The following is a 23,124-nucleotide window of genomic DNA, read 5'->3' on the forward strand; positions in this document are numbered from 1 at the left end:
GCCCGGGCCCGCAGCGCGAACAGGGCCGAGCGAACGACTTCAGAGAGGCAGGGACCCAACCGATGCCGGACACCACCCCCGTGGACGTCGCCAGTATCGATCCCCGTACCGGGACCGCGGTCGAGACCGTCGCCCCCGTCACCACCGATTCCCAGGTCGACGCACTGTGTCGTGCTGCTGCCCAGGCAGCCCCGGCGCTGGACGCCGCCGGCCGCGCGGGGCGTGCCGCATGGCTGCGCGCGATCGCCGAGGGCCTGGAGGCCCAGCGCGCCGCCATCGTCGCAGTGGCCGACCGCGAGACCGCCCTGGGCGAGCCGCGCCTCAACGGTGAGCTCACCCGGACCTGCTACCAGTTCCAGCAGTTCGCCGACATGCTCGACGAGGGCTCCTATCTGGAAGCCGTCATCGACCACGCCGGCGACACCCCCATGGGTCCGCGCCCGGACCTGCGCCGCGTCCTCACTCCCATCGGCCCCGTCGCGGTCTTCGGCGCCAGCAACTTCCCGCTCGCCTTCTCCGTCCCCGGCGGCGACACCGCCTCCGCGCTGGCCGCGGGATGCCCCGTTGTGGTCAAGGCGCATTCCTCCCACCCGGCCACCTCCAGACTGTGCCACGACGTGATGGTCGCGGCCTTGGCCGCAACAGGGGCGCCCGAGGGAACGCTCGGCATCGTCTACGGCCAGACAGCCGGCTCGGCGCTGGTCCGCCACCCGGCCGTCCAGGCCGTCGGCTTCACCGGCTCCACCGGTGGCGGACGCATCCTCTTCGACATCGCCTCCTCCCGCCCCGACCCCATCCCCTTCTACGGGGAACTCGGCAGTGTCAACCCGCTGGTGGTGACCCCGGGGGCGGCCAAGGCCCGCACCGAGGAGGTCGCCGAAGGCGTCACCGGGTCCTTCACCCTGGGGGCCGGGCAGTTCTGCACCAAGCCCGGCCTGGTCTTCCTGCCCGCCGACGAGGCGGGGGAACGGCTGGCCGACGCCATCGAGGGGGCCGTGGCCCAGCGTGGCCCCGCCGTTCTGCTCAACCGGGCCATCAAGCGCGACTATCAGGAGCGCTGGGAGCGCAGCGCCGACACCGTCGGCATCGAACAGCGCGCCGAGGGCACCGCCCCCGAAGGCGAGGGCTGGGGTGTTCCGGTGCGACTGCTGTCCACCACCGCAGCCGAGTTCACCACCGAGGCCGCCGAGGAGTGCTTCGGGCCGGTCACCGTCCTGGTCGCCTACCGCGACACCGCGGAGCTGACCGCCGCCCTGGGGCGGGTGCCCAGCTCGTTGACCGCCACGCTGATCGCCGAGGACGACGAGACCGAACTGGCCGCCGAGATCGGCCCGGTGTTGCGCGACAAGGCCGGGCGCGTGGTCTACAACGGCTACCCCACCGGGGTGGCCGTCGCCTGGGCGATGCAGCACGGCGGCGCCTGGCCGGCCTCCACCAACGCCCTGCACACCTCGGTGGGCATGACGTCGGCCCGCCGATTCCTTCGTCCGGTGACCTGGCAGAACACCCCCCAGGCCCTGCTCCCCGACGAGCTGCGCGACACACCGGCCAACCCGGTTCCGCGCCGGGTGGACGGCCGTCTGGAAACCCTCTGACCGGTTCCCGACACTTCTTCCTCCCGGTCGTGGGGCGGTGCCATCCGGTCACCGTCCCACGACCCCCATCCGCCAGCCCCGGTGTGTCGGCAAGAGCGCCGTCACCAGCCGCGAACGGTGGCGTTCTCGCGGGGGCCGGGACCCCCGTACGGGTGTGCCCCGAGCAATACCGTCGAGTATCACCGTGTGCGGCTCCGGGGTGTCCCGGCTTCCTTGGGCGGTCCTCGTGGAGTTTCGCGCATCTCGGGCGTGGGGTGTTCATCGACGCAACGGGGAGTAAGGCTCAGAACCCGCGCCGTTGCGCACTAGAGTCCCTGCCTGCCGGTGGCCCAGTAGGGCTTCGTGGTGATGGCGCGGCGCGGCAGGTTCTGGGCGTCGACGAGCGCGTGCCGTTGGCGTTGGATGGACTGGGCGTGACCGAGCAGTACGGCGCCGTCGAGGTCCGTGAACTCGTCGTCGGCAATGGCGCGTTCGAGCCAGGACTGCAGCGTGTCGCCCGGCGCTTCCACCGCGGGCAGGAAGTGGTAGCGGGGCCAGCGGGCGGCCAGGGCAGTAACGGCGTCCGCCGGCACCTCGACGGCCACGACCGCGCCGTTGCCGCTCCGGGCGTGGACGTCGAGGGTGCCGAGTGCGCAGCCGTCACCGAGGTAGAGGCACCGCGGCCCGTGTTCACGCAGCGGGCGGTGCCGACCGGCCAGCACCGTCGTTTCGGCGCCGGCCTTCAGGCCGCGGAGCCAGGCGGTGCCGGGGCCCTCGGCACCGGTGGCGGCGATGATGCCGATGTGCTCGGATTCCGGGCCGCCCACTGTCCGCACGGTGTAGCGACGGCCCAGGGTCGGAGCGACGCGGAACTGGACTTCGTGGCCGGGGTGCCAGCCGCCGGAAGGCGCCGTGGCGTGTAGTTCGAGTTCGAGGAAGCCGGGGGCGGGCTCGTGGAGGTGGAGCACACGGGCGCGACGTCCGAGAGCGGAAGCGGCGAGGTCGCCGATGAGGGCGGGTGCTTGCGGCACGATCGGTTCCTTTTTCAGGAGGGGTTGGGCACCGGCGGCGGGCTTACTCGCCAGGACGAGGAAGGCGGCCCCGGCGAACGTCCAGGCGTTGTGCGCGTCGAACCGTTCGGGGAGCCACCCACCCACCGGGATCACCGACACGACGGCCGGCAGGGACCGGTGAGTGTGGGTGCGGTTGCGCGACCGGGGTGTCGGATACCGCCCGCGGTCGATCGCGGGTAGATGGTGGCGATCGTCGCGCCCGGGCGGCTGATGAGGTTCGGTCGTCGGCGTCGCGGCCTGCACTGCCGGGATCATAAGAATTACACTACACCGTGCAGTGCAATCTCGTGTACTGCACGGTGTAGGGTGGCACCGGAGGTGCAGATGAGCACTGTTGGCACGGAGAAGACGGTGCGCGAGGGGTCCGCGGAGAAACGGACGGCGATCCTCGTCGCCGCACGCGAGCTGTTCGTCCACCAAGGGGTGGACCGCGTCAGCATGGACGCCGTAGCGGCAAGGGCGCAGGTGTCGAAACGCACCGTGTACGACTACTTCGGCGACAAACGGAAGCTCTTCCTCGCCATTCTCGCGGCCTCGTCGGAGTCACTGACGGTCACCACGCGCCGAGCGCTCGACGAGCACCTTCCCAAGGACGCGCGGATCACCACGGTGCCGCAACTGGAGCAAGCGCTCACGGCGGTGGCGATCGAGCTCGGCACGTCCGTCGTCCGCTCCGCGGACTACGCCGCCGCGTTCGCCCTCGTCGCCCAAGAACGCTTGCGGACACCGACGACCGAGGACGACCTCGCCACGGAAGCGGTGTCGGAGGACTTGGCGAAACGTATCGCCCACTTCGCCGACATCGGCCTCCTGGACACGGACGATCCCCGCCTAGCCGCCGATCACCTCAGTGCCCTGACCCTCCTGCTGGCCTACGAACGTCAACCGGTCCCGGCCAACGCCGACCCGGAGAAGGTCCGCCAGATCATGATCGACGGAGTCCACGCCTTCATCCGCGCGTACGCCACACGCTAGAACACACCCGCGCCGAAGGAGCCGAGCACGTCAGTCCTGCCCATGGCTCGACACCTTCCCGACCACACCGTGCAAGCGCCAACAGCTCGCGGACGGGCCCCACCCCCTGCGGAGAGGTGTTCACGAGGAGCATGTCACCGGGGCGTATACAGGCCAGGGCGGCCCTCGGCGCGGGCCGGTCGTTGACCTTGAGCGGGCCGCTGGTCTTCTCCTCGAACACCTTCACGCAGATCGGGCCAGGTCCTCGTGCCGGCCTCGGGGCTAGCGCTTGCTCGCGCCGACCCGAACGGGTCTCGATCCTTGAGCCCCCTCCGCCAGGGCGGCCCCATGCGTGTGGCCGCACGGCATCCGTCCCAAATTCTTCGCCCGTCCGGACTCACGTTCGCCGGATCGGGCACGTTTACCCGACGTGAGCCTGAAACCGTTCGAAGAGATCGTGGCCGAGCACGGACCGACCGTGCTGCGGGTCTGTCGGGCCGTCCTCGGTCCGGTCGAGGCCGAGGACGCGTGGTCGGAGACCTTCCTGGCCGCGCTGCGCGCCTATCCCGACCTGCGCCCCAACAGCAACGTCGAGGCATGGCTCGTCACGATCGCCCACCGCAAGGCCATCGACCAGCACCGCATCCGCGTCCGCGTGCCCGTTCCCACCGGTACTCTCCCCGAGCAGCCCACCGACTGCGCCGAGCCCCGGATGCGCGACACCGACCTCTGGAACGCGCTGCGCGCGCTCCCGCTGAAACAGCGCCAGGCCGTGGCCTACCACCACATCGCCGGTATGCCCTACGCCGAGGTCGCACGCATCGTGGGCAACAGTGAGGACGCCTCCCGGAGGGCCGCGGCCGACGGCATCAAGACCCTGCGCAGGATCTATGGGGAAGGAGCATCCCGATGAGCACGGACAACCTGTTCACCGCACTGTCCGAGGACGACCAGGAAGCCAACGACCGTCTGCACGCCCGCCTGGTCGCGACCGCCGTGGCCGAAGGGCTGCTGGACGTCGCCTACCGCACCCTGGACACACCGGTCGGCTCGCTGCTCCTGGCAGCCACCGACCGCGGACTGGTGCGGGTGGCCTTCGCGCGCCAGGACCACGAGGAGGTGCTGGCCCGATTGTCCGCCGAGGTCAGTCCGCGCGTCCTCGCTGCCCCCGACCGCCTGGACACCGTCGCCCGGCAGATCGAGGAGTACTTCGACGGCAGTCGCACCATTTTCGACCTGCCGCTGGACTTCCGGCTCTCCCGAGGGTTCCGGCGCGAGGTCCTGGCCAGACTGCCCGACATCGGCTACGGCCGCACCGCCAGCTACGCCGCCGTCGCCAAGGCCGCAGGAAGCCCCAAGGCGGTGCGCGCAGTGGGGACCGCCTGCGCCACCAACCCGCTGCCCCTCGTCGTCCCCTGTCACCGTGTGGTGCGCAGCGACGGCAGCCTCGGCGCCTACGTCGGGGGAGCCGAAGCGAAAGAGGTCCTCCTGGGCCTGGAGACCGCGGCCTGAGCAATCCGGCCCCGACCAGCAGGGGAGGAACGAGCAGACATGGAGCCATTGATCCCCCGTGACCGTGCGCAGATCGCCCCAGGGGCGGTGCACGTGCCCGACTGGCTGAGCCCCGCCGAGCAGCACGCGATCGTCATCGCCTGCCGTGACTGGGCCACCGGACCGGTGCCGATGCGCGCCGCCCGGTTGCCCGGCGGGCAGCGGATGTCGGTGCGGACCGTATGTGTGGGCTGGCACTGGCAGCCCTACCGCTACACTCGCACCGCCGACGACGCAGGAGGCGCACGAGTCGTGCCCTTCCCCGACTGGCTGGTACGGCTGGGCCGCCGGGCCCTGACCGCCGCCTACGACGACCCGGTCGCCGCATCCCGCTACACACCCGACACCGCGCTGATCAACCACTACGACGACCAGGCGCGCATGGGGATGCACCAGGACAAGGACGAGAAGGTGCGCGAACCGGTGGTGTCCTTGAGCATCGGTGACGCTTGCGTGTTCCGGTTCGGCAACACCGAGACCCGCACCAAGCCCTACACCGACGTCGAACTGCACTCGGGCGACCTGTTCGTCTTCGGTGGGCCGTCCCGGCTCGCCTACCACGGTGTCCCCAAGACCTTTCCGGGGACCGCCGACCCCGCCACCGGCCTGAAATCGGGGCGCCTCAACATCACCATGCGCGTCACCGGCCTCGACTGAGTAGCGTCGTTCCCGAGCGCACCCGACCACCCGAGGAGACCAGCACCATGCCCGAGGTCAGCAGCGACACCACCGCCGAGGCACCCGGACCAGTGGGCAGGGAGGCGGTGACGGGCGAGGACGGACTGGCACGCTGCCCCTGGGCGACCACCCATCCCTTGAACCGGGACTACCACGACACCGAATGGGGGATGCCGGTCCGCGGCGAGCAGGCACTGTTCGAGCGCATCAGTCTGGAGGCGTTCCAAGCAGGGCTGAGCTGGCTGACGATCCTCGCCAAACGCCCGGCCTTCCGCTCAGCCTTCGACAACTTCGACCCCGACACCGTCGCGACCTATACCGACACCGACCTCGAACGCCTGATGGGTGACGCGGCGATCGTCCGCAACCGGGCCAAGATCGTGGCGGCGCGCACCAATGCCCAGGCCGTCCAACGGTTGCGCGTCCACGGCGGTCTCGACGCCTTGATCTGGTCGCACGCCCCCGAGGAGACGCCCGCCCCGCGCACGGACTCCGAAGTACCCACCAGCACGCCCGGCTCACTGGCCCTGGCCAAGGACCTGCGGTCCAGGGGCTTTCGCTTCGTCGGCCCCACCACCGCCTACGCGCTGATGGAGGCGATCGGGATGGTGGACACCCATCTGCTGGACTGCCACCGCCGCGGCCTCTCCGGTGTGCACTCCGCAGCGGCCGCTCCGCGCTGACGAAGGAGACCGGAGCCGCGTCCCCTCCTGCGGCGGCTCGGGTTCGTCTCCTCGGCCACCATCCCCGTCCGCCCCTCGTGCCAACACGCCCGACCGGCAATCCGGATGGGCCAGGACTCCAACGACGGGGAGTCGGGGGGCACCGGCGAGCGTGGCTGCTGTTCGTGCCCTGTCCGCTTTTCAGCTGAATTCACCGTGTCGCGCCACGCCGTACCGTCCGCGGTCGAGCTTTTGCCGGGCGGGTCCGGCAACCCTCCGAAACCCCAGGAAGCACACCACTCCCTGTTTGCCAGGGCACCTTGCCGTTTTCCTCGCGTACGGTGGGAGTGGCCCGTAGCATCACCAATGAAGAAGCCCAACCGTGACGAGGCCACGCAAAATCACCGGGGATCACCAGTTCTCGTGGATGCGCCTAGGTCACTGGCCAGGCCATCGCAGAGATCGGGAATCCCGGCCAGGGCGACCCACGACGGGCCACTGCCGCGTTGATCTTTCGGGAACGAGCGTCTCAGGAGATCGGCGACTATCGGGTGGCGTCGGCCGTCAGGGCACCGCTGTCCCACTGGGGAGGGAAACCCGAATCACCCTCCTTGCCGACCACCGCACGTTGCCCTCGCTCGACGTGCGGTCTTCCGGTCGACCATCCGAAGTCGACGGATGACTACCGGCTGCGGCCAGCGACCCACCACGTCTCACTAACCGAATGAGAGGCAAGCCCCGTGACCCTGTTCCTCCCCGCCCGCCAACCCGCCGAGCGGCGATGCGCCATTCCCGCCCGCCACATCGGGCAGGCGAGGTGAGCGCGATGCACCGTCCGGCTCCCAGTCGCACCACGCAGCATGTCAAGTCACTGAACGCCGCCTGCTTCCGCAAGGGGTTGCGCCTCAGGGCGTCGCAGGGAACCCTCATCGTGACCCGGTTCGGCCATTCGGTGACGGTGTCCCTGGAAACCGATGAGGAGGGCGAGCTGTACTGGGGCGTCATCGGCGCTGAGGGAGCGGGAGGCACCGCCGAAGTCGAGCTGATCGCGCCGGTCGGTGCGGAGATCGCCGCAGCGGCCCGTATCGCCGAGCACCTGGACAGCGCCGCCGACTTCGCCCGCCGGCCACCGGCCCAGTCCTGACCTGAGAGCCCGGTCCTGGCCCGTGCCCCGGCCACGACCGGCGACCATGTGCCGGACGCGGGCCGGCGATCTGTGCGCCTGCCTTGCTGTAGCGCGCGAAGCGCTGGCCGCGAATGCTTCGCGGCCAGCGCTGTTTGTCCCGGGCGGGGCGTCAACAGGACGCGTGGAACGCACCAGTGTGCACGACCCCGATCAGCCGTCCTTGAGCAGTTCGGCCACGACCACCGGAGTCCCCGAAGCGATCGAGGCGTTGGCTGCCAGGCCGGTCAGCAGAGCGTGCGCGCCGTCGGCGTGGTCGGGACGGATTCCGTCGTCACCGCCGCCGAACAACGAGTCCAGCATCCGTACGTCGCCCCCGCCGTGCGTGCCCTCGCCCACCGCGACCGGGATCTCCTCGGGCGGTGCCCAGTGCCGACGCAGGCGCAGCACGGCGGTGGTGTCCTCCTTGGGGGCTGGCATCCCGCGCACGGGCGTCTTCTCGTCGCGGGCGGGGGACGTGTGGTCGAACTCGGTGACGTCGAGTTCCAGACGTCCCTTGCTCCCGGTGATGGACACCCGGTAGCCCTCCCAAGGGGAGTAGGCGGCCAGGTGGTAGCTGAGCTTGGCGCCGGAGGCGTAGCGCACCAGCACCGACATGTCGTCCTCGATGGTGATTCCGGGACCGAACACGTTGAGGTCGCGGCGGTAGCCGTCCTCGTGCTCGGCGTCCAGGTAGAGCGCGCTCAGGTCCGCGCTGTCGCTCAGGTGCAGGGCGAAGGGGTCGTCCTGGGCAGCGGCTTCGCCGTGTCCGCGCTCGTAGTCGGCCGCCACCTCGTGGCGCCGACCGTTGGCGTCGCCGTAGAAGAACAGATCGCCCCAGGCGAAGACCTCTTCGGGATGCGACCCGATCCACCAGTTGACGAGGTCGAAGTGGTGACTGGCCTTGTGCACCAGCAGACCGCCGGAGTTGGCCTTGTCGCGGTGCCAGCGCCGGAAGTAGTCCGCGCCGTGGCGCAGATCCAGCAGCCACTCGAAGTGGACCGAGCCGACCTCGCCGATCACGCCGGAACGGACGAGCTCGCGCAACTGGTGGTGGACAGGGTTGTAACGGTAGTTGAAGCCCACCGTCACCCGGCCTCCGGTCCGCTCCTGGGCGGCGTTGATGCGCCGGCAGCCGTCGAGGTCGGCGGTCATGGGTTTCTCGGTGATCACGTCGCGACCGGCTTCCAGCGCGGCCACGATGTAGTCGGCGTGCGTGCGGTCCACGGTGCACACGATCACCTCGTCCACCGACTCCGCGTCGAGCATCCGGGAGAAGTCGTCGGGGGAGTAGGTGGGGACCGGTGCGTGTCCGGCATCGGCGACGATGCCGTTGTGGACGCGCATCCGGGTCGCGTTGGAATCGCACAAGGCGACAAGCTCACCCCGATCGGCGTGCGTGGTGACCAGTGCCGTCGTGTACATCCGGGCCCGGGAGCCGGTGCCCACGACGGCGAACCGGCGCCGGGGCCGGTCCGCGGCGCTTGACTGTCCTGGGAGTGGAGTGGTCTCGTTCACACCGATTATGGTAAACGCTTTCCAATGATCTGTGCAGGGGTGGGGCGCAGGAGAGTTTTTTGCCGCCCCCGGCTTCCGGGCCGCTCGGGCGACCGGATTGTGCTGGTAGGCGGCTTCGTTCGCCAGTAGAAAGCCGCAACAATCCGGAAACATCGATCGAGGCGGATCGGCGGACGAATCTGTGTCCGTACAGATGCCTTCGACTGAACCGGTTTCATCTGCGCTGATCAAGGGCGATGCCGAGCGCGAGATGGGAGCGAAGGGGTGAGTCCCAGGTCACAGGAGTCGTTGACACCCCTGTAACACGGTGCTAGAAACTGAACATCATATTTCTTGGATAGCGCTTACCAAGCCTTTTGGGCCTTGTTCGGAGCGTGGTCTGCCGCACTTTTTCGGGGGCGGGCGCTCCCGATCCAACGAGATTGGCGGTCACAAGTCATGAATGCAGGCTCGGTCGTGAGACCCGTCGCCGTTTCGGTGCGGGCCTCACACGGTGGTGGTGCACCGTGAGCACAGTGCTCCAGCACCGCCAGCCCGCTGGCTCCGCCGCTACCGCGGCGGCCCCCGCCAAGAAACCCTCCACCAAACAGGGCGATTCCAGGCAGCGGCGCGAGTCCCTCGTCGCCTATGGCTTCCTGGCCCCCTGGTTCATCGGCCTGGGCTTCATCACCATCGGTCCGATTCTCGCCTCCCTGTACTTCTCCTTCACCGACTACAGCCTGATCGGTGACCCCGAATGGGTGGGTCTGGAGAACTACCAGCGGATGCTCACCGACGAGCGTCTGCACAACTCGCTCGCGGTGACCTTCCAGTACGTCTTCGTCTCGGTGCCGCTCCAACTGGCCCTGGCCCTGGCGTTGGCCATGGTCCTGGACCGGGGAGTACGCGGGCTGGCCCTCTACCGCTCGATCTACTACCTCCCCTCCCTGCTGGGCGGCAGCGTCGCGATCGCGATCCTGTGGCGCCAGGTGTTCGGAGCAAACGGCCTGATCAACCAGGTGCTCGCCTTCTTCGGGATCCAGGGGGAGGGCTGGGTCTCCAACCCCGACTACGCCCTGGGCACCCTGATCATCCTCAACGTGTGGACGTTCGGCGCTCCGATGGTGATCTTCCTCGCCGGGCTGCGCCAGATCCCGCGCATGTACTACGAGGCCGCCTCGGTGGACGGGGCGAGCCCGGCGCGCAGGTTCTTCTCGATCACGGTCCCCCTGCTGACCCCGATCATCTTCTTCAACCTCGTGTTGCAGATGATCAACGCCTTCCAGACGTTCACCCAGGCGTTCATCGTCAGCGGCGGAACCGGCGGCCCCACGGACTCGACCCTGTTCTACACGCTGTACCTCTACCAGCGCGGGTTCGGTTCCTTCGACATGGGCTACGCATCAGCGATGGCGTGGCTGCTCCTGATGATCATCGGCGGGTTCACCGTGGTGAACTTCCTCGCTTCCAAGTACTGGGTCTTCTATGGTGACTAAGACGTCCGCTGCGCCGGACCCCACGACCACGAACGCTCCCGAGCGTCGCCTGCCCGAGCACCTCAGGCGGTCACTCACCCACATCGGGTTGATCCTCTTCGGCCTGATCATGCTCTACCCACTGCTGTGGATGCTCGCCAGTTCCTTCAAGCCGACGGCCGAGATCTTTCGTGATCCCAGCCTCTTCACGGGGAACTTCACCCCGGGCAACTACGCCGAGGGCTGGACCGCACTACAGCACCCCTTCCAGCACTACATGCTGAACTCCGCGATCGTGGTGGCCGGCTCGATCATCGGCAACCTGATCGGCTGCTCGATGGCGGCCTACGCCTTCGCCCGACTGGAGTTTCGCGGCCGCAAGCTGTTCTTCGCCATCATGTTGATGACGATCATGCTGCCGATCCACGTCGTGATCGTGCCGCAGTACATCCTGTTCGCCAACATCGGCTGGATCAACACCTTCTATCCGTTGATCGTGCCCAAGCTGCTGGCCACCGACGGGTTCTTCATCTTCCTGATGGTCCAGTTCATCCGGGGACTCCCCAAGGACCTGGACGAGGCGGCCCGGATCGACGGATGCGGCCATGTGCGGATCTTCCTGCGCATCATCCTGCCGCTGTCGGCCCCGGCCCTGGCCACCACGGCCATCTTCACCTTCATCTGGACCTGGAACGACTTCTTCACCCAGCTGATCTTCCTCACCTCACCGGACATGTACACGGTGCCCGTCGCCCTGCGCACGTTCGTGGACTCCTCCAGCCAGACCTCCTGGGGACCGCTGTTCGCGATGTCGGTCGTCGCGCTCGGACCGGTCTTCGGATTCTTCCTCGCCGGACAGCGGTACCTGGTCAAGGGCATCGCCACCACCGGCATCAAATAGTCCAACAGTCGAAGGGAACCGGACATGAGAGCAGAACCCGGCAGCGGGCGCCCCCTGCGCAACTCCAGCGTGCTCAAGCTGTCGGCCGCGATCGCCGCGGTGACCATGGCCGCCACCGCGTGCGGTAGCGGTGGCGGAGACGACGGCAACGTCGAACTGCGGTTCTCCTGGTGGGGCGCCGACGATCGCCACTCCACGACTCAACAGGTCATCGACCGCTTCGAGGCCCAGAACCCGGGCATCACCATCACCCCGGACTACACCGACTGGGGCTCCTACTGGGACAAGCTGGCCACCGGCACGGCGGCCAACGACGCCCCCGACATCATCACCCAGGAAGAGCGCTACCTGCGCGAGTACGCCGACCGGGGTGCACTGCTCGACCTCAACGAGCTCGACATCGACATGTCCTCCATCGACGAACTGGTCGTCGACTCCGGCGATCTGGACGGCAACCGCTACGGCATCGCCACCGGCGTCAACGCCTACGCGATCCTGGCCGACCCCCAGGCGTTCGAGGAAGCCGGCGTGGAGATGCCCGACGACTCCACCTGGACCTGGGACGACTACATCCAGATCGCCAACGAGATCTCTGAGAAGAGCGACAACGAGATCTTCGGTACGCAGAGCATGGGCTACAACGAGTCCGGGTTCGCGATCTTCGCCCGCCAGAACGGCGAGTCCCTCTACAACGAGGACGGCAGCCTCGGCTTCAGCGAGGCCACGCTGGAGAAATGGTTCGACTACTCGGTGCAGCTCCAGGACGGCGGGGGGCAGCCCAGCGCCGCGGAGAACGTCGAGATCGAGGCCGGCGGCCCCGACCAGTCGGTGATCTCCACCAACAAGGGCGCCATGGCGCACTTCTGGTCCAACCAGCTGGGCGTCATCAGTGCCACCTCCGGTCGCGACGTGCAGCTGCTGCGCTACCCGGGCGAGACCGAGTTCGAGCGCACCGGAATGTACTTCAAGCCCGCCATGTACTACTCGGTCTCCGCAGGGACCGACCACCCGGAGGAAGCCGCGAAGTTCGTGGACTTCCTGCTCAACGACAACGAGGCGGCCGAGCTGATCCTGGCCGACCGCGGACTGCCCGCCAACGTCAACGTCCGTGCCGCTGTCCTGGACGCGCTTCCCGAGGCCGACGCGCGCACCGCGGTCTTCCTCGCCGACATCGAGGGCGGCATCGTGGACGGCAACCCGCCGCCGCCCATCGGCGCCGGTGAGGTCGTGGAGATCATCAAGCGGATCACCGACGACGTGCACTTCGGCAACATCACCCCCGCCGAGGCGGCCAAGCGTTTCATGAGCGAGGTCGAGCAGGCCACCGGCTGATCACCTTCGTCTCACCCGGCCCGGTCGGTCCCCTCCCAGAAGGGGGCCGACCGGGCTTTCGCGTGGGGGACGTCCCGATCGCGGCATCGACGGCTTCGTCTTTCCGCTAGATTCCCCCCATGCAAGCCAACGAGCCGGAGGCCGGCGAAACCGTGCACATCCACACTGACGGCGCCTGCCGCGGCAACCCGGGGCCCGGAGGGTGGGGCGTGCTGCTGCGGTTCGGCGCCCACGAGAAAGAGCTCTACGGTGGCGAGCCCCAGACGACCAACAACCGGATGGAGCTCATGGCCGCGATCATGGCGTTGGAGAGTCTCACCCGTCAGGTACCGGTGGTTCTGCACACCGACAGCACCTACGTGCGCGACGGGATCACCAAGTGGGTGCACGGTTGGAAGCGCAAGGGCTGGAAGACCGCCGACAAGAAGCCGGTGAAGAACGAGGAGCTGTGGAAGCGTCTCGACACCGCGGCAGCCCGCTTCGAGGTGGAATGGAAGTGGGTCAAGGGCCACAGCGGTGACCCGGGCAACGACCGCGCGGACGCGCTGGCCTGCCGGGGCCGCGACGAGGCCGGCGCCGGGGCGCCCACGCCGGCGTGAACCGGGAACTCCAGCGCCCGACCGTGCCCTCCAGGAACGGATCGGGGTCCCCGATGATCGGGGGAACGGCCCTCAGCGGTCGTGCCCCGGTTTCCCCCGACCATGGGGGAGAGCATCTAGGATGAGGATGGCCTCCGGGCCGTGGCGGTGGGGCCCGCCACCTCCGCCGAGGCGGGGCAACCGCCGTCATCGACGCGCCAACGGTCCCTATCAGCCCCGCTTTTCGTGCCGCTGGTAGGAGAACCCGTGCCCGATCCGTTCCGCCGTTTTGTGGACCCCGATGTCGACCTCCACGTCCCCCGACAACGCAGGGAGATGCGCGAGGCGCCCTGGCGCATCCTGGGAGTGATTGCTGGGGGAGGTGCACTGGGTGCGCTGGCCCGCCACGGCCTTGCAGAGGCATGGTCACCCGAGCCTGGCGCAGTGGCATGGGTGATCGTGCTGGTCAATGTCAGCGGATGTGCGTTGATCGGTGTACTGATGGAACTACTGCCCCGGTTGTGGCCGTCCAGCAGGTTGATCCGCCCGTTCTGGGGAGTGGGCGTCCTGGGCGGTTACACCACTTTTTCCACCTCTGTGCTGGACGTGGTCACCACTGTCCGGGCCGGGGTACCGCATCTCGCCTTGGGCTACCTGGGAGCCACTCTCGTCGGAGCACTGGTCGCGGTGTGGGTGTCCGCGACGTTGACCGGTCGGGCCCTTGATTCTGCAAGGAAGCGGTGCCGCGGGTGAGCGCCTCGGTCCCCCACCCGACGCTGCTGGTCCTGGCCACCGGGGAGCCGCCGTGCTGACCACCCTGATGGTCGTCCTGGGGGCCGCGGTGGGTGCACCGGCCCGTTACCTCATCGACCGTGCGGTCCAATCCCGGCACGAATCACTGTTTCCCTGGGGCACGTTCTGCGCCAACACCGTTGGTTGCCTCCTCCTGGGGGTACTCACGGTCCTGCCGTTGTCCGGTGAGGTCATGGCGTTGGCGGCCACCGGGTTCTGCGGGGCGCTGACCACCTATTCCACCTTCGCCTACGAAACGGTTCGGCTGGTCCGCGAAGGTGCGCGGACACTTGCCGTACTCAATGCGGTCGCAAGTATCACGGTGGGGCTGGCAGCGGCATCGGTGGCTGTGTTCCTCGCCGGAGCTCTCTTCGGCTGAGCTCGATGGCGTCCCGGCCCGTGCTCGGATTCCGGGGGAAGTGTTTCCGCCCTACTTCTCCTGGTTGGTGCGCCGGCTCAGCCGGTCATGACGTTGTTTGGCGGCCTGGGCGGTCCCCAGGCCGAGGCCGAACCCGATCTCCTGCCAGGTCATCCCACGTCCCCGGGACATCTCCAGCAACCCCACCTCCAGCTGGTCGAACTCGGCACGGGCCCAGGGAACAAGTGTCAGCGCCGCGGTGAGGTCGGCTGCGTCCACTGCGGGCTCGTCCTCGCCGGGCAGTGCGCTGCCGGCCGCGAGGTCGGAGACGCGGCGTACTGCGTCGAAGGGCTGCATGGGCATCCGGCGCTCGCTCCACCGGGCGCGGTCCTCGCCTGCGGCGTGCCGCTCGGTGAGGCGCATGAGTGCCGCGTACACCCGGTTGCGCCGGGCCTCTTCCGGGTCGGGTCGGGTGAATTCCGCGTCGTCCTGAGTCATGCGTAAACAATGTGTTGAAAACATTCTGTTGTCAACTTAATAAACACAATGGTGATGCTCCGGTCGGTCGCACACCATTCGGTGCGGCCGAGTATCGGCAGGACTCAGCGCCCGTCCCGCACCTCTTCCCCGGCTGGCACTTCGTACGGCACGGGCCGCCGTCACGTGCCAGGTCGATCACGTCGATGCCGGAAGCGGTTCGAGCAGGGGGCGATCCCGTCCCGCACGATCGCCTGTGATCGCCGGCGACTATCGCGGCGATGGCCACGGGCCGCAACCTAACGACGGCGTGACCTGGGGGAACGGGAACGAGAAGGGGAGGCTCGGCAAAGGCGCGGACGAGGTCCGGTCGCGGGGCGTGTGCTCATGGTGATCCTGGAGCTGAACCGTAAATCTTTACTCCCTATTGTTACGCATAAAGCTTTTTGAAAAGTAGTTTGAGGAAGATAAGATGCTGATGCGGAACTGGTCGGAACAGAACGGATGCACGTGGCGCAGCAGCTCTACTACTCACCGGACCAGGTAGCGGACCTGTTGGGGCTGCATGTCAGGACTGTGCGGGCCTACGTACGGGACGGACGGTTGAAGGCGACCAGGGTCGGCAAGCAGTACCGGATCAGCCACGAGGACCTGGAGGTGTTCGTCGGGGGCCGTGCACCGACATCCGCGCGGAAAGCGCGCCATGTCGAGGTGTCCAGCATCGTGCAGGTCGAGGCGATCGGCCCCGAGGAGACGATGCGCCTGACCAATACGGTCATGGCCGTCGTCGGTGGCCGGCAGGGCACTACCGGTGATCATCTTCGGGTCGAGACCGTCTACGACGAGGAACGCGCCTCTCTCAAGATCATCGTTCTGGGCAGCCCGGAGACCACAGCGGACCTGTTGAAGGTCATCAGCACCCTGACGGAGCAACCGGAGTGAAGGGACGTCCGTCCAACCGCCGCAGGGGCGGGCCATAACGGTGAACCATCCCGCCGTGTCCCGGTGCCCCCACGATGCCTCCCGCCGCACCTGCCGTCCGCTCCGTCGCGGTACACCCGCCCGAAAGACCGGTTCCAGCCGGGTTCCGGCTTCTTCTCCTTCTCCGCGTCGAAAGGAACAGCACCCCATGTCCGACGACACACTCCAGTACTTCGGCGACGAGCCCGTCCTCGTATGCAGCTCGGAGGGGCCTCCCCTGCGGGACGAACGCGCCGCAACCGATGTGCTCGGCGACGGTTTCGGGCGCGGCGCAACCTGGGTCGCCGTCCCGGTCGCCCGACTCACCGATGCCTTCTTCCAGTTGCGCACCCGCGTCGCGGGGGAGATCGTCCAGAAGTTCGCCAACTACCGGATGGGGCTCGCCATCGTCGGGGACATCTCCCGGTACGTCGACTCCAGCACCGCGCTGCGGGACTTCGTCGGCGAGAGCAATCGGGGCGGCCAGCTCTGTTTCGTGCCCGATATCGATGCCCTGCGGACCCGGCTGGCACGGGACTGAGCGGGCGACGGCTCCTTCTCCACGGAGCTCCGGGGGCGGATCCGGGCTCGTCGGCGGTTCTGTGGTCTAGCGTGGATCCATGACTGTCGGACCACCGCATACGCGAAAGAGTCTGGCCCGTGATCTGGCGGAACTCGGCCTCGCCCCTGGAGACACCGTCATGGTGCACACCGCGTTCAGGAAGGTCGGTCCGGTCCTGGGCGGCCCCGACGCACTGATCGACGGGTTGCTCGACGTCGTCGGTGCCACCGGTTCGGTGGTGTCCTATCAGGATTGGGAACTCGGCGCCGACGTGTGGGACGACAAGGGGCGCGTTCTCGACTCGTTGCGACCACACGTGCCGCCGTTTCACCCGCAGACGGCTCGGCCCGCGCGCGATCACGGGATCGTCGCCCTGATGATCGGCACACGCCGGGGTGTCAGGCGCAGTGCGAATCCCGGGGCGTCGATCGCCGTTCTGGGCGCGCGAGCCGACGAACTGACGCGCGCCCATTCGCTCGAAGACGGGTACGGTCCGGGTTCGCCGTTGTCGCGTCTGGTCGATGCCGGCGGCCGGGTGCTCATGGTCGGCGCACCGCTGGACACCATGACGCTGCTGCATCACGCCGAAGCCCTCGCGGACCTGCCCGGCAAACGGCGCGTGCGGATCGAGTATCCGCTGCTGGCCGACGGCGGCGGGACGGACTGGCGGTGGGCCGAGGAGTTCGATACCTCGCGTCCGGTCGTCGATGGCCTCGACGATCTTTATTTCGCCACCGTCGTGCGCGATTACCTTGCGACCGGTTCCGGCGCCCAAGGCCGTGTGGGCTCGGCCGACAGTGTGCTTGTCGACGCCGCGGACATCATCGCCCACGCCGTTGAATGGCTCGAGAAACGGCCCCGCTGACGAGCACCGACACGGTGGCAGCGTCTTCGGGCGAGGGCGACCGGACATCCTGCGGTATTCCTTTCCGCGCCCATGGGCCGGATGACGCCGCCTTCCCGTTCCCAAGGACCATCGAATCATCTTGCTCCGAGGCACCGATCCGACCAAAATCCGATCTCGTGTGTTTCCCCTGATCAATCTGTTACCGTGACTCCGTGCACCTTCCTCTCTACCTCTGATCCGAGCCTGAGCGCCCGCCCCGCCAACTAGGTGGCCGCGGGTGCCTGACGTATGCATTGGCCCGCTCCGGGTCTTTCGTCGGCTCGATGAGCTCTTGCACGCCCCGCTGCGATCGCGCCGGGCGGAGCTCTGTTCGGAGGAACATTGGTCACCCCCAATCCCAAACTTGTGCTGCCCGCTGGGGGGCGGGCGCAATTGACCGCGAATGGCATCCACATCGACCGTGGAGGTCGCACGGTTCTTTCCGGCGTCGATATGACCGTCACGCCGCGATCCCGATGGGGAGTCGTGGGCGAGAACGGCCGCGGAAAGTCCACGCTGCTCCACATCCTCGCCGGTGTACTGGAACCTGATGCCGGAACCGTGCAGCGGATCGGCACCCTCGGCGTCGCTGAGCAGGAGATGCCGGCAACCGACGGTCGCACCGTCGCAGACCTGGTCGACATCGAGCTCGCCGACGTCCGCGCGGCCCTGGCCGCGCTCGACGCCGGCGCCGAGGACCTCGCGGACGGGAGTTCCCGGGCCGCCGAGAGATACGCGGCCGCCCTGAGCACCGCCGAGGTTCTGAACGCATGGGACGCGGACCGACGCGTCGACCTTGCGCTTGAGAACCTGGGTGCTGTCACCGACCGGTCGCGTCCGTTGGCGGAGCTGTCCGTCGGGCAGCGCTACCGTGTCCGACTGGCCTGTCTGCTGGGTGCCTCGCACGACTTCCTGCTACTGGACGAGCCGACGAACCACCTCGACTCGGCCGGACTCGACTTTCTGACCGATCAGCTGCGCGGGCACGAGAACGGCGTGGTGCTCGTCAGCCACGACCGCGCCCTGCTGTCGGATGTGGCCACGACAATGCTCGACCTCGACCCGAGCCGCGACGGCCGGCCCCGTGTCTACGGCGGAGGGTTCGCCGGCTACCAGGAGGGCCGACGCACCGAGCGCGAACGATGGGCGGCCGAGTACGAACAGCAGCAGGCCGAACACGTGCGCCTCGCCCAGGATCTCTCCGCGGCACAGAACCGTCTGGTCGGCGGATGGCGGCCGGACAAGGGCACCGGCAAACACCAACGGGCGACCCGCGCCCCCGGCCTCGTCCGTTCGGTCCACCGTCGGCGTGACGATCTGGAGGCGCACGCGGTCACCATGCCGCCGCCCCCACTACGGTTCCGGATGCCGGAACTGGCCGCGCGGCCCGGAGCGGTCCTGTTGAGGGCCGACGAGGTCACCGTCGAGGGGCGTCTGGAGCAGCCGGTCACGGTTGCCCTCGGCTCAGGGGCACGGCTGGTGGTCACCGGAGCTAACGGAGCGGGCAAATCGACGCTCCTGTCGGTCCTCGCCGGCCGAATCGAGCCGACCGGCGGAGGTGTGCGCAGCGCACGTAGCGCCAGGGTGCGGTTGCTGACGCAGGAGTCGCCGCAGGCGGGTTCGCGCCGCGCCCGCGACGTGTTCTCGGTCCACATGAACCGGCTCGTCGACAAGGGCGTCCTCGGGGAGGGCGAAGCGGTCTCCCTGAGCTCTCTGGGGCTGCTCTCGTCCGGGGACGTCGACAAACCGTTGCGTGAGCTGTCAATGGGGCAGCAGCGCAGGTTCGACCTTGCTTTGGCGCTGGCGTCTCGTCCGCATGTCCTGTTGCTCGACGAGCCGACGAACCACCTCTCGATCGCCCTCGTCGACGAGCTCACCGAGGGGCTCGGCTCCACCGGGGCGGCGGTGGTGCTCGCCACCCACGACCGGCAACTGCAACGCGACGTCGGTTCCTGGGATCGGCTCACACTGAGGCCGCCCCCCGACAAGGCGACCGGCCGGTCGGGTGCGTGACGGAGGGGAGCAGGCATCGCGGTGTTCACAGCGGTCGGGGCTTATTCGTCCAAGGCGAGAACGCACCCCCTTGGACGAGTAAGCCCGAGCAAGCAAGAAGAGGAGGCTGCTGCTCGCCCCGTGGCCGCCGGGGGAGAGAGAACACGGCGGCCGATCCCGTCGGTCCTCGGTGCGAAGTCCTGCACCGATGTTCTTCGGTCCCCGTGACGACGCAACCGCCGAGGACTGCCCGGGGTCGGTGGACCCACAGGTGGCGGCAGGTCTGCTCACCACCTGTGGGGCCGGCGCGCCGATCCTGCGCGAGAGTGATGTGTGGTTGTCGAGATCACAAGAGCCGCTTCTCTCATATTTGAGATAAATTCTCGAATATGAGAGAGATCGATGCGGCCCTCCCGGCCTCCGCCCCCGACAAGGTGGAGGCCGGACTCGCGTCCAGGCTCGCCGACCTCAGGGAACAGCACGCCTGGTCGCTGGAGGAGTTGGCTCGACGTACCGGGGTGAGCCGATCGACCCTGTCCCGAATGGAACGCGCGCAGATCAGCCCCACCGCAACAATGCTGGGCAAATTGTGTGCGGTCTACGGGCGGACGATGTCGCAGCTCCTGGCCGAGGTGGAATCGGAGCAGCCCCAGTTGGTGCGTGCCGACGTCCAGCAGATATGGCGCGACGAGGCGTCCGGCTTCACCCGCCGGTCGGTGTCGCCTCCACAGTCGGGGTTTCGCGGCGAGGTCGTCGAGGGCATCCTGCGCCCGGGCTCGGACATCGCCTACGACCAACCGCCGATACCAGGGCTGGAACAGCACATCTGGGTGTTGGAAGGCACGGTGCGGATCACCACGGGTGACCACGTGTACGACCTCGCGACGGGAGACTGCCTGCGGTTCCGGCTCCGGGGCCGCTCGCGCTTCTACTGCCCGGGGCCCGCAGCCGTCCGGTACGTCCTGCTGATCGTCCTGCCGTGAACCGCGTGGGTCCTCCCGCCCTCCCTTCACCGCCTGCCACCGAGTAGAAGGACCGTGCGATGCCCACCATCACCCGCCTGACGGCCGACGACTTCCCCGATCACGTCGAGGACCTTGCCTCCCTCCTCACCGATGCCGTGACCAGCGGCGCTTCCGTCGGTTTCCTCACGCCCTGCCACCGGTCCGCCGTGGACTGGTGGCGCGCGCGGGCACGAGCGGTGGCCGAGGGGAAACTGATCGTCTGGGTCTGCCGTACCGCCGAGGGAATCGACGGCACGGTCAGCCTCGCGCCTGCCGACCTCCCCAACGGGCGCCACCGTGCCGAGGTCAGCAAGCTTCTGGTCCACCGCCGGGCTCGCGGAGGAGGGCTGGGGCGCGCGCTTCTCACCGCGGCCGAACAGGCCGCCGTCCGCGCCGGGACCACTCTCCTCCTGCTGGACACCCAGACCGACAGCCCCGCCGAGTACCTCTACCGGAGCGCAGGCTGGACCAGGTACGGCCTTGTCCCCGACTACGCGCGCGACCCGGCCGGCGTCCTCCGGGACTGCAGCTTCTACTACAAGCGATTCGCCCCCTGAGCTGCTCGCCGTGGCACGCGCGTGCCCGAGACCGCTTCCGGGTGACCGACAGGAGATGTCAGGTACCGGGTGCCACCATTTCTCCGGCCGGTAGCCGGTACCGGTTCGCGGAGAGGACGGACAGCCATGAAGGAAACGGTTTCAGCGAGGCTTGAGGGCAGGGTCGCCCTTGTCGCGGGGGCCACGCGGGGCGCAGGACGGGGGATCGCGGTCGAACTCGGAGCGGCCGGGGCCACCGTCTACGTGACCGGCCGCAGTACCCGCGGCCTGCGCTCGGAGTACGACCGCCCCGAGACGATCGAGGACACCGCCGAGCTCGTAACCGCCGCGGGAGGCACAGGAATCGCCGTTCCCACCGACCACCTGGTGGCCGACCAGGTCCGCGCCCTGGTGGAGCGTATCGATACCGAACAGGGGCGCCTCGACGTACTGGTCAACGACATCTGGGGAGGTGAATCACTCTTCGAATGGGACAGTGCCGTGTGGGAGCACGACCTCGACAACGGCTTACGACTGTTGCGCCTCGCGGTGGAGACGCACGCCATCACCAACCACCACGCACTGCCCTTGCTGTTGCGTACCCCCGGTGGCCTCGTGGTGGAGATGACCGACGGCACAGCGGAGTACAACGCCTCCACGTACCGGGTCTCGTTCTTCTACGACATCGCCAAGGCGGCGGTGCTGCGCATGGCCTTCGCCCTTGGGCACGAGGTGGGACCGCGCGGTGCCACGGCGGTCGCGCTGACCCCGGGATGGATGCGGTCGGAGATGATGCTGGAGCACTTCACGGTCACCGAGGACACCTGGCGCGACGCCCTCGAACGCGAACCGCACTTCTGCATCTCCGAGACACCGCGCTATGTCGGGCGCGCGGTGGCAGCGCTCGCGGCCGATCCGCAGCGCTCGCGCTGGAACGGGGAATCGCTGTCCAGCGGCCGGCTCGCGCAGGTGTACGGCTTCACCGACCTCGACGGAAGCCGCCCCGACGCCTGGCGCTACATCGTGGAGGTGCAGGACGCCGGACGGACCGCCGACGCGACCGGATACCGTTAAACGGTTTGCGCCCCGAGACGCTCATCCTCGACACTTGCCAGGTCAGCGCCTCCCGTCACCATCGAACCGCTCGGTTCGGTGGTGGCTTCCGGCATGTTCGCAGGACATGCGACCATGCGCGGAGCGTCCCAGGGTGCATTGGGAAAACGGCTGTGCACAGCCCCGGCCATCGGTTGCGAGGAGCCCCGCACACAGTGTCCGAGAACCGTGAACACGCAGAACCCGTTCCCGTGGAAGACCGGCACGCGTTGCAGGCCGACTGCGCGAACTGCTTCGCGTTGTGCTGCGTGGCCCCGGCCTTCTCCGCTTCGGTCGACTTTGCGATCAGCAAGGACGCCGGTCAGGCGTGCCCCAACCTGCAGCCCGATTTCCGCTGCGGCGTTCACACCCGCCTTCGCCCGAAGGGTTTTCGGGGGTGCACCGTTTACGACTGCTTCGGGGCGGGACAACAGGTCTCCCAGGGCACCTTCGGCGGACAGGACTGGCGACGGGTTCCACAGGCCGCGAAACAGATGTTCACGGTCTTTCCGGTCATGCGCGACCTGCACGAATTGCTGTGGTACCTGACCGAGGCGAGGTCGCTGTGCCCCACCCTCCCACTCCGTGAGGAGCTCACCGCACAGATCGAGGTGACCCGGAACCTGACCCGCAGCGGCCCCGATGAACTGCTGGAACTCGATGTGACGGCCCATCGGAGGAACGTCAACCCCCTGCTCCTGCGCACGAGCGAACGCGTCCGCGCCGGCTTCCTGAGCGAGAAGAAGGACCACCGGGGTGCCGACCTCATCGGGGCGAAGCTCAAAGGGCGCGATCTCACGGGCGCCAATCTGCGTGGTGCCTGTCTTATCGGCTCCGATCTCCGAGGAGCCGACTTGGCGATGGCCGACCTGACCGGCGCCGACCTCAGGGATGCCGACATCAGAGGTGCCCACCTCGCCGAGAGCATCTTCTTGATCCAGTCCCAGGTGGATGCGGCCAAAGGCGACACCTCCACGATGCTTCCGCCGTCACTCGCCCGCCCGGGACACTGGTTCACAGGCTGACCG

Annotated in this window: 24 protein-coding genes; 21 read left to right on the forward strand and 3 right to left on the reverse strand. The window is 68.2% G+C overall.

Translation table 11 applies throughout. From position 1 onward, the window contains the following. Positions 1–62: 62 nt before the first annotated feature. Positions 63–1,595 (forward strand): aldehyde dehydrogenase (NADP(+)), encoded by a 1,533-nt coding sequence (locus tag QSJ59_RS12890; RefSeq protein ID WP_285759744.1) that lies wholly within the window; start codon positions 63–65, stop codon positions 1,593–1,595. A gap of 305 nt (positions 1,596–1,900) precedes the next feature. On the opposite strand, the gene QSJ59_RS12895 is transcribed toward QSJ59_RS12890, so the two are convergent. Beyond that, entirely contained in the window at positions 1,901–2,902 is a 1,002-nt protein-coding gene (locus tag QSJ59_RS12895; RefSeq protein WP_285759746.1) for an SIP domain-containing protein, read from the reverse strand. 69 nt (positions 2,903–2,971) lie between these two features. Here QSJ59_RS12895 and QSJ59_RS12900 point away from each other — a divergent pair, with 69 nt between their 5' ends. The 6 genes from QSJ59_RS12900 to QSJ59_RS12925 all read left to right on the forward strand — a co-directional run bounded on the left by QSJ59_RS12900 (position 2,972) and on the right by QSJ59_RS12925 (position 7,636). After that, positions 2,972–3,622 carry a TetR/AcrR family transcriptional regulator gene (locus QSJ59_RS12900; protein ID WP_285759748.1) on the forward strand — a complete coding sequence of 217 codons (651 nt, stop codon included), beginning with the start codon at positions 2,972–2,974 and terminating at the stop codon, positions 3,620–3,622. Between the two features lie 409 nt (positions 3,623–4,031). Then, positions 4,032–4,514, forward strand: a complete 483-nt coding sequence (locus tag QSJ59_RS12905) for an RNA polymerase sigma factor (RefSeq protein WP_285759751.1) — start codon at positions 4,032–4,034, stop codon at positions 4,512–4,514. Beyond that, entirely contained in the window at positions 4,511–5,113 is a 603-nt protein-coding gene (locus tag QSJ59_RS12910; protein WP_285759752.1) for a methylated-DNA--[protein]-cysteine S-methyltransferase, read from the forward strand. Before QSJ59_RS12905 ends, QSJ59_RS12910 begins: the two co-directional genes overlap by 4 nt. A 39-nt stretch (positions 5,114–5,152) precedes the next feature. Next, on the forward strand, positions 5,153–5,809 hold the full coding sequence (locus QSJ59_RS12915) for an alpha-ketoglutarate-dependent dioxygenase AlkB family protein (protein WP_285759754.1): 657 nt from the start codon (positions 5,153–5,155) through the stop codon (positions 5,807–5,809). A 47-nt stretch (positions 5,810–5,856) separates the two neighbouring features. After that, entirely contained in the window at positions 5,857–6,513 is a 657-nt protein-coding gene (locus tag QSJ59_RS12920) for a DNA-3-methyladenine glycosylase I (protein WP_285759755.1), read from the forward strand. A gap of 805 nt (positions 6,514–7,318) precedes the next feature. Next, positions 7,319–7,636: a hypothetical protein gene (locus QSJ59_RS12925; RefSeq protein WP_285759757.1), complete on the forward strand. Its 318-nt coding sequence runs from the start codon at positions 7,319–7,321 to the stop codon at positions 7,634–7,636. Positions 7,637–7,828: 192 nt separating this feature from the next. Here the strand turns inward: QSJ59_RS12925 and QSJ59_RS12930 are convergent, their stop codons facing one another. Beyond that, entirely contained in the window at positions 7,829–9,172 is a 1,344-nt protein-coding gene (locus QSJ59_RS12930; RefSeq protein ID WP_285759758.1) for a Gfo/Idh/MocA family oxidoreductase, read from the reverse strand. Between the two features lie 506 nt (positions 9,173–9,678). Here QSJ59_RS12930 and QSJ59_RS12935 point away from each other — a divergent pair. The 6 genes from QSJ59_RS12935 to crcB all read left to right on the forward strand — a co-directional run bounded on the left by QSJ59_RS12935 (position 9,679) and on the right by crcB (position 14,608). Continuing rightward, positions 9,679–10,647 (forward strand): carbohydrate ABC transporter permease, encoded by a 969-nt coding sequence (locus tag QSJ59_RS12935; protein WP_285759760.1) that lies wholly within the window; start codon positions 9,679–9,681, stop codon positions 10,645–10,647. Continuing rightward, positions 10,637–11,527 (forward strand): carbohydrate ABC transporter permease, encoded by an 891-nt coding sequence (locus QSJ59_RS12940; protein WP_285759762.1) that lies wholly within the window; start codon positions 10,637–10,639, stop codon positions 11,525–11,527. Before QSJ59_RS12935 ends, QSJ59_RS12940 begins: the two co-directional genes overlap by 11 nt. A 24-nt stretch (positions 11,528–11,551) precedes the next feature. Beyond that, positions 11,552–12,859: an ABC transporter substrate-binding protein gene (locus tag QSJ59_RS12945; protein WP_285759764.1), complete on the forward strand. Its 1,308-nt coding sequence runs from the start codon at positions 11,552–11,554 to the stop codon at positions 12,857–12,859. A gap of 119 nt (positions 12,860–12,978) precedes the next feature. Beyond that, on the forward strand, positions 12,979–13,458 hold the full coding sequence (gene rnhA, locus QSJ59_RS12950; protein ID WP_285759765.1) for a ribonuclease HI: 480 nt from the start codon (positions 12,979–12,981) through the stop codon (positions 13,456–13,458). Positions 13,459–13,704: 246 nt separating this feature from the next. Then, positions 13,705–14,190 (forward strand): fluoride efflux transporter FluC, encoded by a 486-nt coding sequence (locus QSJ59_RS12955; RefSeq protein WP_285759768.1) that lies wholly within the window; start codon positions 13,705–13,707, stop codon positions 14,188–14,190. A 55-nt stretch (positions 14,191–14,245) separates the two neighbouring features. Beyond that, a complete protein-coding gene (gene crcB, locus QSJ59_RS12960; RefSeq protein ID WP_285760151.1) occupies positions 14,246–14,608 on the forward strand; it encodes a fluoride efflux transporter CrcB in 363 nt (120 codons plus the stop codon). A 51-nt stretch (positions 14,609–14,659) separates the two neighbouring features. Here the strand turns inward: crcB and QSJ59_RS12965 are convergent, their stop codons facing one another. Further along, positions 14,660–15,085, reverse strand: coding sequence for a DNA-binding protein (locus QSJ59_RS12965; RefSeq protein ID WP_285759770.1), 426 nt, complete (start codon positions 15,083–15,085; stop codon positions 14,660–14,662). A gap of 483 nt (positions 15,086–15,568) precedes the next feature. On the opposite strand from QSJ59_RS12965, the gene QSJ59_RS12970 reads away from it, so the two are divergent. The 8 genes from QSJ59_RS12970 to QSJ59_RS13005 all read left to right on the forward strand — a co-directional run bounded on the left by QSJ59_RS12970 (position 15,569) and on the right by QSJ59_RS13005 (position 23,121). Further along, positions 15,569–16,006, forward strand: a complete 438-nt coding sequence (locus QSJ59_RS12970) for a helix-turn-helix domain-containing protein (RefSeq protein WP_285759772.1) — start codon at positions 15,569–15,571, stop codon at positions 16,004–16,006. A gap of 187 nt (positions 16,007–16,193) precedes the next feature. Further along, positions 16,194–16,565, forward strand: a complete 372-nt coding sequence (locus tag QSJ59_RS12975; protein WP_285759773.1) for a DUF4180 domain-containing protein — start codon at positions 16,194–16,196, stop codon at positions 16,563–16,565. Positions 16,566–16,644: 79 nt separating this feature from the next. Beyond that, the gene (gene aac(3), locus QSJ59_RS12980) at positions 16,645–17,451 is read left to right on the forward strand and encodes an aminoglycoside 3-N-acetyltransferase (protein WP_285759775.1); all 807 of its coding nucleotides are present in this window, start codon (positions 16,645–16,647) and stop codon (positions 17,449–17,451) included. Between the two features lie 363 nt (positions 17,452–17,814). Further along, positions 17,815–19,485, forward strand: coding sequence for an ABC-F family ATP-binding cassette domain-containing protein (locus QSJ59_RS12985; RefSeq protein WP_285759776.1), 1,671 nt, complete (start codon positions 17,815–17,817; stop codon positions 19,483–19,485). Positions 19,486–19,853: 368 nt separating this feature from the next. Then, entirely contained in the window at positions 19,854–20,447 is a 594-nt protein-coding gene (locus QSJ59_RS12990; RefSeq protein ID WP_285759777.1) for a helix-turn-helix domain-containing protein, read from the forward strand. Positions 20,448–20,506: 59 nt separating this feature from the next. Continuing rightward, positions 20,507–21,025, forward strand: a complete 519-nt coding sequence (locus QSJ59_RS12995; RefSeq protein WP_285759779.1) for a GNAT family N-acetyltransferase — start codon at positions 20,507–20,509, stop codon at positions 21,023–21,025. A gap of 126 nt (positions 21,026–21,151) precedes the next feature. Next, positions 21,152–22,078 carry an SDR family oxidoreductase gene (locus QSJ59_RS13000; RefSeq protein ID WP_285759781.1) on the forward strand — a complete coding sequence of 309 codons (927 nt, stop codon included), beginning with the start codon at positions 21,152–21,154 and terminating at the stop codon, positions 22,076–22,078. Between the two features lie 194 nt (positions 22,079–22,272). After that, a complete protein-coding gene (locus tag QSJ59_RS13005) occupies positions 22,273–23,121 on the forward strand; it encodes a pentapeptide repeat-containing protein (RefSeq protein WP_285759783.1) in 849 nt (282 codons plus the stop codon). Positions 23,122–23,124: the final 3 nt, after the last annotated feature.

Source organism: Nocardiopsis ansamitocini (genome assembly GCF_030268225.1).
GTDB classification, from domain to species: Bacteria; Actinomycetota; Actinomycetes; order Streptosporangiales; family Streptosporangiaceae; genus Nocardiopsis_D; species Nocardiopsis_D ansamitocini.